General features: G+C 45.2%; 18 protein-coding genes and 1 other annotated feature. Of the genes, 3 read left to right on the top strand and 15 right to left on the bottom strand.

What is annotated here, in order from left to right:
• Positions 1-90: 90 nt before the first annotated feature.
• Positions 91-1,725 carry a peptide ABC transporter substrate-binding protein gene (locus tag NYE38_RS05740; RefSeq protein ID WP_326116790.1) on the bottom strand — a complete coding sequence of 545 codons (1,635 nt, stop codon included), beginning with the start codon at positions 1,723-1,725 and terminating at the stop codon, positions 91-93.
• A 476-nt stretch (positions 1,726-2,201) separates the two neighbouring features.
• Positions 2,202-2,413: a binding site (T-box leader), on the top strand.
• A 55-nt stretch (positions 2,414-2,468) separates the two neighbouring features.
• Here NYE38_RS05740 and trpS point away from each other — a divergent pair.
• Complete coding sequence (gene trpS / locus NYE38_RS05735; protein WP_129093694.1) at positions 2,469-3,461, top strand: tryptophan--tRNA ligase; 993 nt, start codon at positions 2,469-2,471, stop codon at positions 3,459-3,461.
• Positions 3,462-3,493: 32 nt separating this feature from the next.
• Here the strand turns inward: trpS and NYE38_RS05730 are convergent, their stop codons facing one another.
• The 9 genes from NYE38_RS05730 to NYE38_RS05690 form a co-directional block, all read right to left on the bottom strand.
• Positions 3,494-4,246, bottom strand: coding sequence for a YjbA family protein (locus NYE38_RS05730; protein WP_007409116.1), 753 nt, complete (start codon positions 4,244-4,246; stop codon positions 3,494-3,496).
• A 148-nt stretch (positions 4,247-4,394) separates the two neighbouring features.
• Positions 4,395-5,309: an oligopeptide ABC transporter permease gene (opp4C, locus tag NYE38_RS05725; protein ID WP_017417449.1), complete on the bottom strand. Its 915-nt coding sequence runs from the start codon at positions 5,307-5,309 to the stop codon at positions 4,395-4,397.
• Between the two features lie 21 nt (positions 5,310-5,330).
• On the bottom strand, positions 5,331-6,281 hold the full coding sequence (locus NYE38_RS05720) for an ABC transporter permease (protein ID WP_003155051.1): 951 nt from the start codon (positions 6,279-6,281) through the stop codon (positions 5,331-5,333).
• A 66-nt stretch (positions 6,282-6,347) separates the two neighbouring features.
• On the bottom strand, positions 6,348-7,976 hold the full coding sequence (locus NYE38_RS05715; protein WP_015417208.1) for a peptide-binding protein: 1,629 nt from the start codon (positions 7,974-7,976) through the stop codon (positions 6,348-6,350).
• Between the two features lie 77 nt (positions 7,977-8,053).
• On the bottom strand, positions 8,054-9,043 hold the full coding sequence (locus NYE38_RS05710) for a dipeptide ABC transporter ATP-binding protein (protein WP_014417412.1): 990 nt from the start codon (positions 9,041-9,043) through the stop codon (positions 8,054-8,056).
• On the bottom strand, positions 9,040-10,026 hold the full coding sequence (locus NYE38_RS05705; protein ID WP_017417448.1) for an ABC transporter ATP-binding protein: 987 nt from the start codon (positions 10,024-10,026) through the stop codon (positions 9,040-9,042). Before NYE38_RS05705 ends, NYE38_RS05710 begins: the two co-directional genes overlap by 4 nt.
• Before the next feature lie 173 nt (positions 10,027-10,199).
• Positions 10,200-10,985 (bottom strand): DUF2268 domain-containing protein, encoded by a 786-nt coding sequence (locus NYE38_RS05700; protein WP_017417447.1) that lies wholly within the window; start codon positions 10,983-10,985, stop codon positions 10,200-10,202.
• Positions 10,986-11,068: 83 nt separating this feature from the next.
• Positions 11,069-12,307 (bottom strand): beta-ketoacyl-ACP synthase II, encoded by a 1,239-nt coding sequence (gene fabF, locus NYE38_RS05695; RefSeq protein WP_012117277.1) that lies wholly within the window; start codon positions 12,305-12,307, stop codon positions 11,069-11,071.
• A 22-nt stretch (positions 12,308-12,329) separates the two neighbouring features.
• The gene (locus tag NYE38_RS05690) at positions 12,330-13,268 is read right to left on the bottom strand and encodes a beta-ketoacyl-ACP synthase III (RefSeq protein ID WP_007409122.1); all 939 of its coding nucleotides are present in this window, start codon (positions 13,266-13,268) and stop codon (positions 12,330-12,332) included.
• Between the two features lie 167 nt (positions 13,269-13,435).
• Here NYE38_RS05690 and NYE38_RS05685 point away from each other — a divergent pair, with 167 nt between their 5' ends.
• Positions 13,436-13,654, top strand: coding sequence for a hypothetical protein (locus NYE38_RS05685; protein ID WP_007409123.1), 219 nt, complete (start codon positions 13,436-13,438; stop codon positions 13,652-13,654).
• Positions 13,655-13,682: 28 nt separating this feature from the next.
• On the opposite strand, the gene NYE38_RS05680 is transcribed toward NYE38_RS05685, so the two are convergent.
• From NYE38_RS05680 to NYE38_RS05665, 4 genes are all read right to left on the bottom strand, one after another.
• A complete protein-coding gene (locus tag NYE38_RS05680) occupies positions 13,683-13,874 on the bottom strand; it encodes a ComZ family protein (RefSeq protein WP_017417446.1) in 192 nt (63 codons plus the stop codon).
• Positions 13,875-13,886: 12 nt separating this feature from the next.
• Entirely contained in the window at positions 13,887-14,840 is a 954-nt protein-coding gene (locus NYE38_RS05675; protein ID WP_017417445.1) for a BMP family ABC transporter substrate-binding protein, read from the bottom strand.
• A gap of 90 nt (positions 14,841-14,930) precedes the next feature.
• Positions 14,931-15,497: a hypothetical protein gene (locus NYE38_RS05670; RefSeq protein WP_340803053.1), complete on the bottom strand. Its 567-nt coding sequence runs from the start codon at positions 15,495-15,497 to the stop codon at positions 14,931-14,933.
• Between the two features lie 82 nt (positions 15,498-15,579).
• Positions 15,580-16,314: a hypothetical protein gene (locus NYE38_RS05665; RefSeq protein WP_014417405.1), complete on the bottom strand. Its 735-nt coding sequence runs from the start codon at positions 16,312-16,314 to the stop codon at positions 15,580-15,582.
• A 260-nt stretch (positions 16,315-16,574) separates the two neighbouring features.
• Between NYE38_RS05665 and NYE38_RS05660 the strand changes: the two genes are divergently transcribed.
• Entirely contained in the window at positions 16,575-16,760 is a 186-nt protein-coding gene (locus NYE38_RS05660; protein ID WP_007409129.1) for a YjzD family protein, read from the top strand.
• Between the two features lie 36 nt (positions 16,761-16,796).
• On the opposite strand, the gene NYE38_RS05655 is transcribed toward NYE38_RS05660, so the two are convergent.
• Positions 16,797-16,976, bottom strand: a complete 180-nt coding sequence (locus NYE38_RS05655) for a YjzC family protein (protein WP_003155070.1) — start codon at positions 16,974-16,976, stop codon at positions 16,797-16,799.
• Positions 16,977-17,007: the final 31 nt, after the last annotated feature.

The raw sequence follows: 17,007 nt of genomic DNA, 5'->3' as shown, positions 1-17,007 counted from the left end.
TTTTTTACAATTTTATACGTAATCAGTAAGAAAGGTATATGGGGACATCCTCCCCATATACCTTGGGTCTTTTGTTCTCAGAACCGTCTTTTATTCAAAAGAAGCGTTTCTGAAGTAAACTTCGCCTGTTCCTGTCAAAATCACATTTTTGAGGTTTTTATCCTGTACCCAAGGATCTGTATAGAAATAAACTGGCGCGACCGGCATTGCGTCAATAAAGATCTTTTCTGCTTTTTTCAGCTCTTCGATACGTTTATCCGGATCCGTTTCAAGCTGAGATTGGTTCAGCAGCTTTTTAAACTCAGGATCTTCCCATCCCGTATCATTGTTTCCGCCTTCTTTATCTCGGAACATTTCAAGGAAGTTGATCGCATCGTTGAAATCTGCGAGCCAGCCCATACGCGCGATTTGGTAATCCTGGCTGTGCAGCTTGTCGATGTACACATTCCATTCGGAGTTATCAAGCTCAACTTTGACGCCCAAGTTCTTTTTCCACATTTCCTGTACGGCCTGAGCCATTTTCGCATGCGCATCGTCCGTATTGAAGGACAGTTTGATCGCCGGGAGGTCAGAGGCATTCTTGACGCCTAATTCCTTCAGTCCTTTATCCAAGAATTCTTTAGCTGATTTGACGTCATTGTCTTTGAAATAACCTTTTGTGTTATCCTCGAATCCCTTCATTGACGGCGGCACCGCAGCCATGGCCGGGATTTGTTCGCCCTGCGTTACATTTTTCACGATGGACGAGCGGTCGATCGCATAAGCAAGGGCTTTACGGATGTTCACATTGTTCAGCGGTTTCACTTCTGTGTTGAATTTGTACCAATACACGCCTGCGATCGGTTCAACGTGAAGAGATCCGTCTTTTTTCAATGTCGGCAGAGATTCAGTCGGAAGCTGGCCGAGCGGCATCCCTGCCCAGTCAAGCTCACCGGCCTGGAATTTTTTCAGTTCGGTGTTGTTATTGTTAATCATCACCATGTTGATTTTCTTCAATTTCACAGCGTCTTTATCCCAATATTGATCGTTCTTTTCGAGCGTGATGGAACCGCTGTGTTTCCAGGCCGTCATTTTGAACGGGCCGTTTGACACGTAATTTTCGCCTGCGTTTGTGTTCCAGTTTTTATGTTTTTCCGCAATTTTCTTGTTGACCGGCATATACGTATAGAATGAAGTTAATTGCGTGAAATAAGGTGTCGGGTTATTCAGTTCAACCTTTAATGTTTTGTCATTTACGGCTTTTACGCCTACATCATCAATCTTGCCTTTTCCTGTATTGGCAGCTTCAGCGCCTTTGATGTAGTAGAGCTGATAAGCGTATTGTGATTCGTTGTTCGGGTCAAGCGCCCATTTCCACGCATATTCAAAATCCTGCGCCGTCACAGGGTCGCCGTTAGACCATTTCGCACCGTCACGAATCGTAAATGTATAGGTCTTTCCGTCTTTGCTTGTTTCAATTTTAGATGCCATTCCTTCTTCAGGCTCACCTTTGGAGTTTACGCGTGTCAATCCTTCAAAAGTCTGTCGGATTACGCCTCCTGACACGGAATCATTCGCTAAACCCGGATGCAGTGAGAACGGCTCGGTTTTAATATTGATATTAAGTGAAGTCTGTCCTTTGGTGTCTTTTTTACCGCCGCCTGATCCGCCGCTGAATCCGCCGCACGCACTTAATACAAGCGAGAAGATAAGCATCAAACCTACAATAGACCAACGCTTTTTCATGCACTAACCCCCTAATCAAATTTTTCAGCCTTTACTACTAAATACTCAGAAATATCAGACAAAATAACTTAATATTTTTCTAAACTTTAATTGTGTTCCGTCTTTTCTGATTATTTTATGTAAAGAAGCTGTAACAATAGAGTGAACAAGTTCATTATAATGAAATGAATAATTTATTGCAATACTATTTTCTCAATTTAAAATATTTAAATTTGGTCAGTTTTTCTGTCAAAAAGGTGATACACTTCTATAGTTTAAAGCATGACCTAACTAAATTTTTTTATTGCAATTTCCAGTTCATATTGCTTTTTACATATAATATTCGTTATACGAAATGTTGATATACGTTATCATTTAAGCATTTTCAGTTCTTTTTGAGGATTTCCAGCCCTTTAGCAAACTGGAAATAAGCTTGTATTCCTCTGATGACATTTGGCTATAATTGATTTATAATAGATCAATCAAATACATTTGTTGTGATTGCGATGATGAAGAGTAGTACACATTTTCATCCGTTTGAAGAGAGTCTGCGGTGCTGGGAGCAGATAACGGGCGATGTGGAATGGACTTCTGAGCAGCTGACCGAACGTTAGTAGGCCCAGCCGGAGCAGCCTCCGTTACCAACGTCTCGAGCGATTCCATTGTAATGGAATAATCAGGGTGGCACCACGGTTCATTCGTCCCTTTTTTCTACGGGAAGAATGGGCTTTTTTTATTATGTTTTAAGAAATGAGGTAAGAAATATGAAGAAAACGATTTTTTCAGGCATTCAGCCGAGCGGTTCCGTTACCCTCGGCAACTATATCGGCGCAATGAAGCAATTTGTCGACTTGCAGCATGACTACAACGGCTACTTCTGCATTGTCGATCAGCATGCGATTACGGTTCCGCAGGATCGGCTTGAACTGCGGAAGAACATTCGCAATCTCGCGGCCCTTTACGTGGCCGTCGGACTCGATCCTGAGAAAGCGACCCTCTTTATCCAGTCGGAGGTTCCCGCTCATGCCCAGGCGGGGTGGATGCTCCAATGCATCGCATATATCGGCGAGCTTGAGCGGATGACGCAATTTAAGGATAAGTCAAAGGGCAAAGAAGCCGTCGTGTCCGGACTGTTAACCTATCCGCCGCTGATGGCCGGCGATATTTTACTGTACGGAACGGATCTTGTTCCGGTCGGAGAAGACCAAAAACAGCACCTTGAACTGACCCGCAACCTGGCGGAACGCTTCAATAAAAAATATAATGACATCTTCACGATTCCTGAGGTGAAAATTCCTGAATCAGGCGCGCGCATCATGTCACTGGCTGATCCGCTCAAAAAAATGAGCAAATCAGATCCGAACCAAAAGGCATACATCACGCTGCTTGATGAGCCGAAGCAGCTCGAAAAGAAAATCAAGAGCGCCGTGACTGATTCTGAAGGCATTGTAAAGTATGATAAAGAAAACAAACCGGGCGTTTCTAATCTTTTGACGATCTATTCTATTTTAGGAAACACATCAATTGAAGATTTAGAGGCTAAATATGAAGGCAAAGGGTACGGTGAATTCAAAAGTGATTTAGCCGAAGTCGTTATCGGCGCATTGACACCGATCCAAGAGCGCTACCGTGAATTAATTGAGAGCGACGAGCTTGACCGCATTCTCGACGAAGGAGCGGCGCGCGCAAACAAAACGGCCGGCAAAATGGTGAAAAAAATGGAAAACGCCATGGGTCTCGGACGGAAAAGAAGATAAAGAAAAGAGGCGGGAGAATCCCCGCCTCTTTTTTAGTTCACTTTTGATTCCTGCTCCATTTCCCAAAGCTTTTCGAAAAACGGCTGCCCTTTAATCAAATTTTCACAGAACGCAAGATGTTTATCTGACCAGCCTTCAATTGTTTCATTGTAAAGCATGTCCCAGATCTCTTCAAAGCTCATCCGTTTGATCTGCTCATACATATGCGGATTCCATTCCGTGTACCAATACACAATTTCCGCACGGTTTTTCAACCCTTTCAGCTGGTCGAGCGCCATAAACATCAGCTGCTTGATCTGCCGCTCTTTTCTCGTCAGCCCTCTGACGTGCTCCGGCGCCAATGACAAAATGTGATATTCCTTTGAAGACTCCAATTGCGCCGGCTCAAATTGAAACGATTCCGGTTCTACATCCTTTACCATTTCATAAACAAGCTGCTCCTGTCTCGGAATCAGGCGGCTCTTTCTGACCGGAATGGTATACCCGATCGTATCCACGGCAATGATGCCGATCCCGTCTGTCACGACAAAACAATACTCCAGCTTTGTCCGCTCATGATTTTTTCGCACGTATGACTTTTGGTGGACTTGGTCAAGCAGCTCTTTCGGAAGCTCTGATAAGTCGTTTTCTATGTAATGAAATAATACCGACGGCACTCTGAGCAACGGCGTCTGATCCAAAAGTTCAACCGTGTCTTCCTTCCGCCATTCGTGAAAATGGCATACATTGTAGCCGTTTTCTTCCCCTTCAAACCAATTGACCCATACATCATGAAGAAATAACATATTCGACCCCTCACTTTACAAAAACTGTTGTCCACAGTATAGGCAAGGGGTAGATAAATTATTCCATTTTAATATGAGATTTCCGCAATACGGAGCTGGATTTCCGACTGCATTGCAACAAAAAAAATCTCCCGTTCCGTCCGGGAGATCATTTCACATTTTTCGGATCAAGCGCATCACGCAGCCCGTCTCCGACAAAGTTGAAGCACAATACGGTAAGAAGAATGAACAGTCCCGGAAATAACGGGTACCACCAAGCCTGAATCATAATCGTAAAGTTCTGTGCATCCTGAAGCATATTGCCCCAGCTTGCGATCGGCGGCTGAATCCCGAAACCGAGATAACTTAATGTAGATTCCGCCAAAATAACCGTTCCCACCTTTAATGTCGCTGAGACAATGATCGGTCCGAGCGCATTCGGCAATATATGAGAAAAGATGATGTGATGATTTTTTGTACCGATCGTCTTTGCAGCTAATACAAACTCTCTGGAACGAAGCGATAAAAATTCCCCCCGGACAAGGCGTGCCGTTGTTGTCCAGCCTGTAAGGGAGAAAATTAAAATTAATTTATCCATTCCGGGCTGAAAAATCGTAACAAGTGTAATAAGCAAAAATATATCAGGTATGGATAATACGATATCAACGGTTCTCATGAGAACGGCATCGACAATCCCTTTAAAATATCCGGCAACGGCTCCGACAACTGTCCCGATTGTAATCGCGCCGATCACAGAAGCGAATCCGACAAGCAAGGAGACGCGCGCCCCGTACAGAACCCTCGTAAAGATGTCTCTTCCGAATTTATCAGTTCCCATTAGATGTTTTAAGCTCGGCGGCTTCAAACGATTGACAAGAGATTGACTCTCCGGAGAGTAAGGAGCGATTACCGAAGCGAATAAGGCTGACAAGATGATGATGGTTAATATAACGGCTCCGATTACAGCTAGTTTATTTTGAAAGAACTTTTCGAAAAAAATCTTCGTCATTGTTTCCGGTTTGGATTGAATATTTTCCTTTAATTTTACTTCGTTGGGGGGTGTGCCGGTATTGGGCTGTAACATTTGACCTCTCACCTCTCTTTGTTAATATTCAATGCGGGGATCAACCAGCGCATATAAGATGTCCGCAATTAAATTCCCCACTACAACCAATACAGCTGAAATGACCGTCATGGCCATGATAACCGGATAATCCCGCGAAAAGGCTGAATCAATAAACAATTTGCCGAGGCCCGGCCAAGTGAAAATCTGTTCTACCACTACCGCTCCCCCGATAAATGACGGTATCATCAGACCAAAAATAGTGATGACAGGAAGAAGTCCGTTTCTCAAACCGTGTTTAAAAATCACTTTATTATCTCGGAATCCTTTCGCACGCGCCGTTCGTATATAATCCTGTTTTAACACATCCAGCATACTGGATCTTGTGTATCTCGTTATCCCTGCCATGTCTGCCGTGGCGAGCACAAAAGCAGGCAGAATCAAGTGATGCAATCGGTCAAATATGTTAAAGTCAGCATTTAAAGTGCTTACTCCGCCAGTGGGAAACCACCCCAGATTTACAGATAAAACCATGATTAAAATCAAACCGAACCAAAAATTCGGTATGGCAAGCCCTAAAAATGAAGTAACAGTTATCCCGTAATCCAATTTTGAATAAGGACGTTTCGCTGACAGAACACCAAATGGAATAGAAATAAGAAGAGCGACAAGGGTTGAGAAAAGCATAAGCACAATCGTATTCGGTAAGCGGGATAAGATAAGTTCAGAAACTGGAGTGCCTTTCTTGACGATAGAAGTCCCGAAATCCCCTTGCAGCATATTCCCCAGCCATTTCACATATTGAACAGGTTCCGGATCATTCAACCCGTATTTTTCAATGAATTTCGCCCTGTCCGCTTGACTGATTGTAGGGTCCATCATAAGTGACATCGGGTCTCCCGGCGCTGCTTTCATGATGGCAAACGACAAAATTGTAATGCCTAAGAGAATCGGCAAGGACATTAATGTTCGCCGTAAAATATATGTAACCATGTTCTTGTCCCCTTTTTAAATAGGATAAGAGAGGAAAGGAACCTCCTTCCCTCTCCAGGGCTTTTGCTATTTTTGATCCAGCCACCATTTTTCAATATTGTACAAGTCATTTTTAGGGTGGAATACATAGCCTTGTAAATTATTCGGCATCGCTCTGTGGTAATTGTAATAGAATAAGAAGCTGTACGGCTGATCTTCAGCAATCAATTTGTATATCTCTTCATATTTCTTTTGGTATTCTTTTCTGTCTGTAATTGTCTTCGCTTCTTCAAGCAGCTTGTCGACTTTCGGGTTTTTATACCAGATATTATTCAGCCCGTTTTTCGATTGGCTTGAATGGAAGATAGAGAACTGATCCGGGAACGTTGCAAGACTCCATCCGAGAAGAAGAGCGTCATAATCCCAATTAGGGGCACTTGTCTGTTCGATTAACGCACTGAATTCAACAATTCGCGGTTTAGCCTCGATTCCCACTTCTTTTAATTGCTGCTGAACGACAACAGCTAAATCTTCACGAATTTTATTGCCTTGATTCGTTTTAATTTCAAATGAGAATTTTTTCCCGTCTTTATCAAGGTAGCCGTCACCGTCATGGTCTTCCCATCCGGCTTCTTTTAGCAGCTGCTTTGCTTTTTTCGGATTATAATCAAATGTCGGCACTTTAGACTTCGGATAATTCCATGACAGCGGACTCTCAGGAACATCCGCTACCTTACCGTCTCCGTTCAGCACTTGATCCACCATTGCCTGCCTGTCAAGAGCGTAAGTCAATGCCTGACGCACTTTTTTGTCCTTAAAGATCTCTTTTTTCTCATTCCAGCCGATATAGCTGTAGTTTAAGCCAAGGTCAGATTTGACCTTCACGTTTCCAAACGTTTTAACCGTATCAAAATCTGTGCCCGGCACAACGAAGAAATCAATGTCCCCCGCTTTTAACTGGGCCACGGCCGCGTTAGAATCAGGAATTGTTTTTACTGTCACTGTATCAAGGTAAGGTCTGCCGCCAAAGTAATCATCATTTGCTTCCAGTTTGACATACTCGCCCTTTTTCCACTCAACAAACTTAAACGGACCGGAACCGATTGGATTTTTACGGTTAAATTCATTCTCTCCCAGATCTGCAACCGGCACCTTACCCAATATATGTTTAGGCAAAATGCCGTAACTGTCGAGAACGACATTATAGAAATAGGCATCTTTTTTCTTCATTTTAAACTGAATTTCATATTTTCCTTTTTTCGTTACGGATTTAAGGGACTCAAAACCCGAGCCACGCTCACCGTTGTAATCTTTGTTAAGAGGGATGCTGTAGGTGAAAACAACATCATCGGCGGTCAGCTCTTTTCCATCATGGAATTTAACGCCTTTTTTCAGTTTTACATCATACGTTAATCCCCCGTCAGCTTCTGTTACTTTTTCAGCCAGCGACGGCTTGACGTTTAATTTCTCATCAGTTTCCAATAATGTGCTGTAAAGCATTCCTTCAATATCAGAACTTGCAACATCGGTAGAATAAAGTGGATTAAAAAGTGTGGGTTCCCCGGTTGACCCGACAACCAAATCTCCGCCTTTTTGCGGTTTTCCTGCCGGTTTGGATTCGGTGCTTGTGGATTTTGAACCGGAGCAGGCTGACAGGAAGATGGCGAGCGCCATAAAAACACTTAGCATCATCAGTGCGCTTTTACGTAATTTCATATCAATTCCCCCTTTGTGATATATATGCAGCAAACTGGTTATGTAATCCGGCATACCCCCTCTCGATGCTTGTCATTTCAGGCATATAAATGGCAGGCGACGTAATGGCCGGGAGCGGCTTCTTCAAATGCCGGGATTTGTTCCTTGCAGATCGGTTTGGCCATCGGGCACCGCGTGTGGAACACGCAGCCTTTCGGCGGGTTTGCCGGGCTTGGCAGTTCTCCTTTCAGGATGATTCGTTCCCGCTTGACGGCGTCTTTTTTTCTCGTGACGGGCACTGAAGACAAAAGCGCCTGCGTATAAGGGTGAAGCGGATTGCCGTACAGCTCGTGTTTTTCAGTCAGCTCCATCATTTTTCCCAGATACATGACGCCGACTCTGTCGCTGATATGGCGGACAACACTCAAATCATGAGAAATAAACAAATAGGTCAGGTTGAATTCTTCCTGCAGTTCTTCCATCAGATTGATGACCTGGGCCTGAATGGAGACATCGAGCGCGGAAACGGGTTCATCCGCAATAATCAGCTCGGGATTCAACGTCAGAGCCCGCGCAATCCCGATCCGCTGGCGCTGCCCTCCGGAAAATTCGTGCGGATAACGGTTTGCAAAGCTCGGATGAAGGCCGACTTTCGCCAGCAGCTCCTCCACTCGCTCGTTCCGCTCGCTCATGCTGTACATATGGTGAGTCTGGAACGGTTCTTTAATAATGGAACGCAGCGTTTTCCTCGGGTTAAGGGATGCGAAGGGATCTTGGAAGACCATCTGGATGTTTTTGCGGACGCTTTTTCTCAGCTTTTCTTCAGATAAGCCGGAAATATCCTGCCCCTTAAAAAGAATCCGGCCGTCTGTCGGCTTGTATAAACGGATCATCGTCCTTCCCGCCGTTGATTTGCCGCATCCTGATTCACCGACGATGCCGAGCGTCTCCCCGCGCTTCAGTGAAAAAGAAACACCGTCAACAGCCTTTATATCACCGACTTTCCTTTGAAAAAAACCGGAGCGGATCGGGAAATATTTTTTTACGTCTTTCAGCTCTAAAATCGTTTCTTGGCCTGCAGCTGTCATTTTGATTGGGCACCCTCTTCCTCATATAAAAAACATCTTACAGAACGGCCGCTTTCATGCGTTATCAGCTCCGGCTGCCCTGTTTTGCATTTGTCCATCGCTTTTGAACACCTCGGGGCGAATCGGCAGCCTTCCGGAAGATTATCCGGTGTCGGGACACTGCCTTTGATCGCTTTTAATGTATCAATCCCTCCATCTATCACCGGTATGGAGTTTAACAGCCCTTCGGTATACGGATGAAGAGGGTTTAAAAATAAGTCCTCCACACTCGCGCTCTCTACGACTTGTCCGCAGTACATCACGATCACCCTGTCGGCGGCTTCGGAAACCACACCTAAATCGTGAGTGATCAGCAGAATGGAAGTATCGAATTTTTTGCAGAGGTCTTTCATCAGCTCCAATACTTGGGCTTGTATCGTCACATCAAGCGCCGTCGTCGGCTCATCAGCGATCAGAAGCTTCGGATTGCAGCTGAGCGCGATGGCGATCATCACCCTCTGTCTCATCCCTCCGGAAAGACGGTGCGGATATTCTTTCATCACTTGTTCCGCTCTGGAGAATCCGACGAGTTCCAGAAGCTCAACGGCTTTTTTGGACGCTTCTTTTTTATTCATTTTTTTATGGTATTCAAGCACTTCGGTAATTTGTTCGCCGATAGTCAGCACCGGATTCAGGGAAGTCATGGGCTCCTGAAAGATCATAGAGACGTCATTTCCGCGGATTTTGCAATATTCGTTTTCGGTGAAGGAGGCCAGGTCCCTGCCTTCAAGCTTAATCGAGCCGTCCATAATTTTTCCGCCCGAGCCTTGGACAAGTCCCATAATAGAAAGCGAGGTGATGCTTTTGCCCGAGCCGGATTCTCCTACAAGAGCGACGGTTTCGCCTTTATTAATGTGAAAATCAACCCCGTCGACTGCGGGGATCGGCTGTTTCTTTCTGAAAAAATAGGTCTTTAAATTATTCACTTCTAATAGTGTACTCATGATACGCCCCTTTCTCATTCCGCTGAAGCAGAGGGAAACATACGTTTCGCTATCACAAAATATAGAATAGTCGAAAAATTTTATAGTTGTATATTATTACATCATTATTACAAAAGCAAGAATTTTTTAGGATAAATGTAATATCCTTAAATAATTTCCATTCTTTTAATCTATTAAAGCGTTGCCTCCAGAAAGGTTTTTGAAGGAATGGCCAATGCTTCTTTTACTGTTTGTTGGTGGTCGGTTAAATATTTTTTTACTATATTGAATCCGACGGCATAGCCGAGCATTGAGGGGAAGTATCCTTTTCCGTATAACAGCTGGGAAAACATTCTGCTGTCTCTCGTTAAGCGGAGGTTCGGCTTGACTCTTTTTTCAAACAGAAAATCAAGCTGCTCAGGCGTATAGTAGGACGTCCATTCCGCCGTAAGACTTGAGCCGAACCGCTCATATACAGCATATTCTGCCAGCCCCTCCATCATGATTGTATCAAGAAATGTCTCATCTTTTTCGTCCTTTGTCACATGTTCTAACCGGCAGACGTGATTATATTCATGTGTCATAAGGGCGGATACAGCTGAATTGGAACTATCCGACGATAGAAAGAGGAACATTTTGTCCCGAAAGGCCAGACCGGATTTTGATCCGAATTCCTGACGGATTTTCCGGTTTCGTTCATCGACGGGCAAAACTACGATCGGCACGTCCGGCCCGTTCCACTTCTCCTTTAAATAGGCTTCCTCCTTTTGAATATGGCTGTAGCATCCTTTTTCTTTCAGCCGTTTACTGGTCCTAACGCCATCCTTCAAATGGCGGAACATGCCGTGGTTTTGCAGCATGCCGAGTATCGGCTTCCACTCTTTCTTATCGGCCCCTGAAAAAAGCGGCAAAAGATGCGGGGCCAGATCATTTACGGATGCCGCCTTTTCCATCCATTGATATGTCTGCTTGACGCTCATACCGGTTCGCCTCCTCTTGTTGTTATCATATGCACGCACAAAAAAACCGGCCACCTTTTTCAGGCAGCCGGTCAGAAACTGTATTATTGATATTTTTTAAAGATCAAAGTGGCATTATGTCCGCCGAAGCCGAGCGAGTTGCTGAGAACGACGTTGACATCCTGCTCGCGCGCTTTGTCCGGTACATAATCTAAATCACACTCTTCATCAGGTGTTTCGATGTTAATCGTCGGCGGGATAATGCCGTCTTTAATGGCCATGACGGAGAAGATTGCTTCAATTCCTCCGGCAGCGCCTAACAAATGACCCGTCATTGATTTTGTCGAACTGACGGCAAGCTTGTACGCATGATCACCGAAAACGGTCTTAATGGCTTTTGTCTCGTATTTATCATTGTAGTACGTGCTTGTGCCGTGAGCGTTGATGTAATCAATTTCTTCAGGCTTGATGCCCGCATCTTTGATTGCTTCCTGCATCGCTCTCGCACCGCCTTCCCCGTCTTGGGCAGGCGCGGTAATGTGGTAGGCATCACCCGTTGAGCCGTAGCCGACAATTTCCCCGTAGATTTTCGCACCGCGGGCAAGGGCATGCTCAAGCTCTTCAAGCACGACGATCCCCGCGCCTTCTCCCATGACAAAGCCGTCACGGTTTTTATCAAACGGGCGGCTTGCCGTTTTTGGATCAGGATTTGTAGAAAGGGCTTTGTTTGCGCTGAAGCCCGCAAATGACATTCTTGTCAGCGGCGCTTCCGTTCCGCCCGTAATCATCGCATCGGCATCGCCGCGCTGAATGACTTTAAACGCGTCACCGATAGAGTTTGTTCCCGTCGCACATGCCGTCACCGTACAGGAGTTGACTCCTTTTGCTCCGAGAGCGATTGAGATTTGGCCTGTCGCCATATCAGGAATCATCATCGGAACAAAGAAAGGGCTGACCCGTCTCGGCCCTTTTGTCAGGAAGATTTCGAATTGGGATTCAAGCGTTTCAAGACCGCCGATTCCGGACCCGACCCAAACGCCGACTCTCGGCGCGATCTCGTCTGTGATGTTCAGACCGGCATCTTGAACGGCCATTTTCGCGGCTACGACAGCGTATTGCGTGAAGCGGTCCATTTTTCGCGCTTCTTTTTTATCCATGTGATTTTCAATATTGAAATCTTTCAGTTCAGCAGCTACTTTCGCCGGATACTCGTCCGATTCCACACGTGTGATCGGTCCGATTCCGGATACGCCGCCGATTGCATTTTTCCAGCTTGTTTCGGCGTCGTTTCCAAGCGGAGACAGGGCTCCAAGCCCTGTAACGACTACTCTTTTTTTACTCATCTTGTGTGCACCTCACCTTTTTTTATCGTCCCCAGCGTATTGCTATGGCGCCCCATGTCAATCCTCCGCCGAAACCGACCATGACGATGACGTCGCCGTCTTTAATTTTGCCTGCTTCCAGTTCCTCTACTAATGAAATCGGAATGGATGCTGCGGATGTGTTTCCATATTTATGGACTGTTTTAGACATCTTTTCAACCGGAAGCTCCAAACGTTCCCGTGCCGCTTCCATGATGCGGATGTTTGCCTGATGCGGAATCAAAAAGTCTACGTCCTCTTTGGAGAGGCCGGCTTTTTCAATGACATTTACACTCGATTCACCCATTTGCCGGACGGCGAATTTGAATACTTCTCTTCCATGCATGATTGTATGCCCTTTTTCATCTAAGTACAAGTGCTGACCGCCTGTACCGTCTGCTCCGAGCTCAAATGACAGTATGCCTCTGTCGTCGCTGACCGGTCCGATGACCGCCGCTCCGGCTCCGTCTCCGAACAGCACAGCCGTATTGCGGTCGTCCCAGTCGGTAATGCTTGAGAGCTTTTCCACGCCGACCACGAGGACATGTTTGTATGTTTGCGATTCAATGAATTGTTTGGCGGTTACGATACCGTACATAAAACCCGCACATGCGGCGCTGATATCCATCGCGCACGCTTTTTTGGCCCCGAGCTTCTCTTGTATCATACAGGAAACGGTAGGGAAAGACTGGTCAGGAGTAACCGTCGCCACGAGGATCATATCAAGCTCCTCAGCGGAAATGCCGGCCTGATCAAGCGCTTTTTGCGCAGCCTCAGCGGCCATGCCGGATGAATACATATCTTCCGCGGCGATTCTTCTTTCTTCTATACCTGTTCTCGTACGAATCCACTCGTCCGATGTATCTACCATTTGTTCAAGATCATGATTTGTCAGCACTTTTTCCGGGATGTAACGGCCGACGCCAAGAATTCCAGCTTTCATTGGAAAAGACTCCTTTTTTATAATGAATTTAAAACTAATTAGTTATGATCAATTATTAGTATCAGGTACTAATTCTACCCTATTTTTTTTCTGTTGGCAATATATTCGTCTAAACTATCGGACGCTGCTCCTCATAGAATAAAAGGAAGACGAAAGGAGGCTTCACTATGGATATTTTCTCCAAAATGATGTTCGGCGATTCCAGAGACCGGGATAAAGAACCGGAAGAAAACCCGGAGCAGCCTCAGGCTGAAAACGAAGAAGAGATCGATTACAACCACGTGATGAATCAGCTGGGGTCCATCATGAACTCTCTGGATCAATTAAAGCCCGTATTTAAAGACTTCGCGCCGATGGTGTCCGCTATAAAGAAAAAAATCATGTGAAAAGCCACTTCATGAAAAGTGGCTCTCTTTATTTATTCAGCTCCCCGGCATCAGATCTGCCAAGCTCATACGCTTCCGCCATGACCGATGTAAACAGGTCCATAAACGGCTGAATCATTTCCATAGACAGATCTATGCCGGATTTCTCAAGCTCCGCCTTTGCTTCCAGCAGGTATTTCATCGCGATCTGCATAAATTCAAGAGACTTTTCATGCTGCATGTGTATCCACCTCTATTCATTTGACGGCAGTTCATTTGTTCTGTTATACGTTTTGACAAGGTCTGAGATTTTGTCTTGAAATGCTTTGTCCACCAGAGGGCTGAACGTCCCCATTTCAACGACTCCTTCCCTGAAATCAAAGTTGTGATCTCCGCTCTTGAGCGTACCTTTATTATATTGCTCGGCAATTAATGTATAGGCTTTATCTACGTTTTGCACCGTGCTTGTCAGCACCGTGTTTTTGCCGAGATTCGATTGCTCGGCGACATAGCCGATGGCGTAAAGCCCGTCTTTTTTGATTTGCTGAATGACAGGAACATTATACCCGTCTCCGGCCAGATATACAACATCCGTGCCTTCCGCTTTTAACTTCTCGTAAAGATGCAGCGCTTCATTGCCGTTATCCCAGTGGTCCGTAAATTCAGTATTGACGGTGATATCAGGCTTTTCATATTTCGCTCCTTTGATAAAGCCGTCTACTTCAGGCTGCCACAAAAAAGAGGCGATGACGCCGACCTCATTGTTTTTTGACATATGGGCGGCCGTCATTCCCCCGAAAAAGCCCATTGCTTCTCCCATAAGATGAACGCTTGTGACATTATCGCTTTTCGCCGTTCCGTTTGCGACGACGAATTCCATGTCGGGATAATCCTTGCTGATCATATTGAAAATTTCCTCGTATTCATTTCCGTGCCCGTATAAAAGATTGACTCCTTTTTTATGAAAATCATCTATCGCTTTTAAAATATCTTCATCGGATCTGATATTTTCTTTATAATAAACGTCAACGTTAAATTCAGATTGTATCGCTAATAAACCTTTGTAACCTTTTGTGCCCCATACCAAGTCACTGATGGTATCGGGAAAAAGCATTCCGACCTTCTCAATTTTTCCTTTAAACGGAGTTTGTGCGCATCCGCTCAATAAAAGGAGGACAGAAAAGGTCATGACAAGCCTGGTGATCAAGCCATGTTCAACCCCTTTTCAAACTCATAACATGTATAAATTGATATACGTTTATTGTAGCGGTAATGCACATAACATGGAAGGTATTTCTTAAAAAATGTCGAATATTGATGAAAATTGTCTTTTCCACTCTTTAATTTTTTCTTCCGCTTCCGTTTTTTGTGTTTTTTCTTTTATTTCCAGGGTAATAATCTGGTTTTCGTCTTCTGTACCGTCAGCCTCAAGCTGATTCATCAGCCCGCAGACTGCGTCTTCTAAATAGATCCTGCTTTCGCCATCTTCTTTTGCTTCCGTCCACGGACCGTAGAGGGGAGGAAGGATAATCGCTTTTGCCGTATCCCGCTGACCGTTTTTTTCCCATTCTCCGTGATCCTCACTGTAAACAATCCAATATAAAGGCTCAGCCCTTTCTTCAGGCAGACACCCGCTCCCGTATTGAACGCAGATACGATCGTATTCCTTTTCACCGATTTCATCTATTATTTGAAAAAGCCCGTTTCTCGCGAGCCACATTAAACGTTCTTCTAAATACAGCTGCCTCGTTTTGTCCTCCGGTTCTGCCAAAATGACATCAACATGCACACCCTCATCCATCAACCGTTCGCACAATGAAAGGCCGAGAAATTCATCTGCTCCAATGATCAGCGCTGTTTTCATCACATCTGCCGCCTTTCCGGTTTTTCATTCACACACAAGCCAAACAGCCCTCTGAAAAGAGATGGCTGTTGTATTCTATTCATTACAGGTCTTTTTCATGACTGCGGAAAAACCGGCAGATGGCTCTGTACATACGCGCAGGGTTCTCAAGCAGGTGATACGTGATATCAGTCTTGCTTCCGGTCTTTTCCCGGGCTTCTTTATACGCGTTCGCATGCAGGGTGTACGGGTACGGCGCTCCGGTCGTTCTTTGCCATATATGTACCGGCGCGCGGGTGCGGCAGCCGGTAATGGTCTGATAGCTCAGTGAGCTTGCCTCTTTTTCAGAAACACCGAAGCTTTGTGCCGTTTCCCTCAGAAACTGCTTATAAAAAAACTTATTTTCTTTCTCTGATTCAAAATGGGCTTGAAGATCAAGACAAGGATCTAACATTGCGGCTGAACGGATATGCTCCGGTGAAGACTGCAGCAATTGATCGGCGATGAGGGCGCCCATGCCTTCTGCGAGCAAGTGTATTTTCGGATTGAGGGTTTCTTGTTTCAGCACATAATGAATCAGCTGTCTGGCGTAAAGGACGGCTTTTTCCGAACCCCAATGCCGTCCGTATAAATTGCTGTTGAAAATGGTGTACCCTCTGTCAAGCATCGTATTTAACAGCTGGTTTCTCCCTTCATGTTCGAGCCAAAAGCTTGAGTCCCGGCTGACAAAGTGGGTTCTGTCCCCCAGAATAAAGATACAGAAGCCGTTCGGCCGATACGGCAGATGGATGACGTTCAGCTCAGATCCGAATTGGAAGAATCTTTCCGTTATCCCCATGCCTGCCCGCCTCCTTTTACTCCTAATCTCTCTATTGGCTATCATATGTAAGAAGAATGAAAACGGATCGGATAAACTCCTATTTGCTGCTATGTTTTGGCTATTATCCCGAGCACGGGAACCGAATTTTCCTTCAGACGGCCTGACAGGCGGGCAAATGTCAGGTTCAGGCGCGCTTTTTGATGAGAAAATGACCTTCCGCCCGCGCTTTATGTATGGTATGATACAACGTAGAATAAAATGAAGGACGAGGTGGAAACGTGCGGTTTATTATCGGTTTTATTTGGACGTTCCTTTTAACACATATGGCCTGTTATTTGGTCGCCTCCATGAACAGCGCGGCGTACAATTTCAAGCAATCATCCGTTATTGCCGTGGTTATTGCGGTGCTAGTCTTTGTTCTTGCGGAGATCATGCCTGTCAAACAGGATGCAAGCCAGCATTAAATAAAAAAACCTGCTATTCAGCAGGTTTTTTTGTGTTCACGGTTTTCGTTGATACGTCCACAATCTGTTGTGGTTTGAAGTTTCAGGGAACATTTCTCCCACTGTGAGCTTGATTTTCTGCGGATTTTTGACCATGCTTCCCGTTTCGCCGATTTCAACGTACACACCGTTATTCGGCGCTTTTTGTCCCGGGCGGAATTGATGCTGCTGTCCCACGTCATTTCCTCCTTTTTCTTTTTTATGTAGT

Origin of the sequence: Bacillus sp. EU63 (assembly GCF_038592915.1) — a bacterium.
Taxonomy (GTDB): Bacteria; Bacillota; Bacilli; order Bacillales; family Bacillaceae; genus Bacillus; species Bacillus velezensis.
Note: the sequence above shows the minus strand (reverse complement) of the source record. Positions and strands in the feature narration are given on the sequence as shown.

Bases quoted from the DNA above. Each gene is read 5' to 3' on its own strand.
- NYE38_RS05740 (WP_326116790.1), bottom strand. From the start codon at position 1,725: ATGAAAAAGCGTTGGTCTATTGTAGGTTTGATGCTTATCTTCTCGCTT.
- NYE38_RS05680 (WP_017417446.1), bottom strand. From the start codon at position 13,874: ATGCAGCATGAAAAGTCTCTTGAATTTATGCAGATCGCGATGAAATAC.
- NYE38_RS05685 (WP_007409123.1), top strand. From the start codon at position 13,436: ATGGATATTTTCTCCAAAATGATGTTCGGCGATTCCAGAGACCGGGAT.
- NYE38_RS05710 (WP_014417412.1), bottom strand. From the start codon at position 9,043: ATGACAGCTGCAGGCCAAGAAACGATTTTAGAGCTGAAAGACGTAAAA.
- NYE38_RS05705 (WP_017417448.1), bottom strand. From the start codon at position 10,026: ATGAGTACACTATTAGAAGTGAATAATTTAAAGACCTATTTTTTCAGA.
- NYE38_RS05720 (WP_003155051.1), bottom strand. From the start codon at position 6,281: ATGGTTACATATATTTTACGGCGAACATTAATGTCCTTGCCGATTCTC.
- NYE38_RS05670 (WP_340803053.1), bottom strand. From the start codon at position 15,497: ATGAAAACAGCGCTGATCATTGGAGCAGATGAATTTCTCGGCCTTTCA.
- NYE38_RS05665 (WP_014417405.1), bottom strand. From the start codon at position 16,314: ATGGGGATAACGGAAAGATTCTTCCAATTCGGATCTGAGCTGAACGTC.
- NYE38_RS05690 (WP_007409122.1), bottom strand. From the start codon at position 13,268: ATGAAAGCTGGAATTCTTGGCGTCGGCCGTTACATCCCGGAAAAAGTG.
- NYE38_RS05715 (WP_015417208.1), bottom strand. From the start codon at position 7,976: ATGAAATTACGTAAAAGCGCACTGATGATGCTAAGTGTTTTTATGGCG.
- opp4C (WP_017417449.1), bottom strand. From the start codon at position 5,309: ATGTTACAGCCCAATACCGGCACACCCCCCAACGAAGTAAAATTAAAG.
- NYE38_RS05700 (WP_017417447.1), bottom strand. From the start codon at position 10,985: ATGAGCGTCAAGCAGACATATCAATGGATGGAAAAGGCGGCATCCGTA.
- fabF (WP_012117277.1), bottom strand. From the start codon at position 12,307: ATGAGTAAAAAAAGAGTAGTCGTTACAGGGCTTGGAGCCCTGTCTCCG.
- trpS (WP_129093694.1), top strand. From the start codon at position 2,469: ATGAAGAAAACGATTTTTTCAGGCATTCAGCCGAGCGGTTCCGTTACC.
- NYE38_RS05730 (WP_007409116.1), bottom strand. From the start codon at position 4,246: ATGTTATTTCTTCATGATGTATGGGTCAATTGGTTTGAAGGGGAAGAA.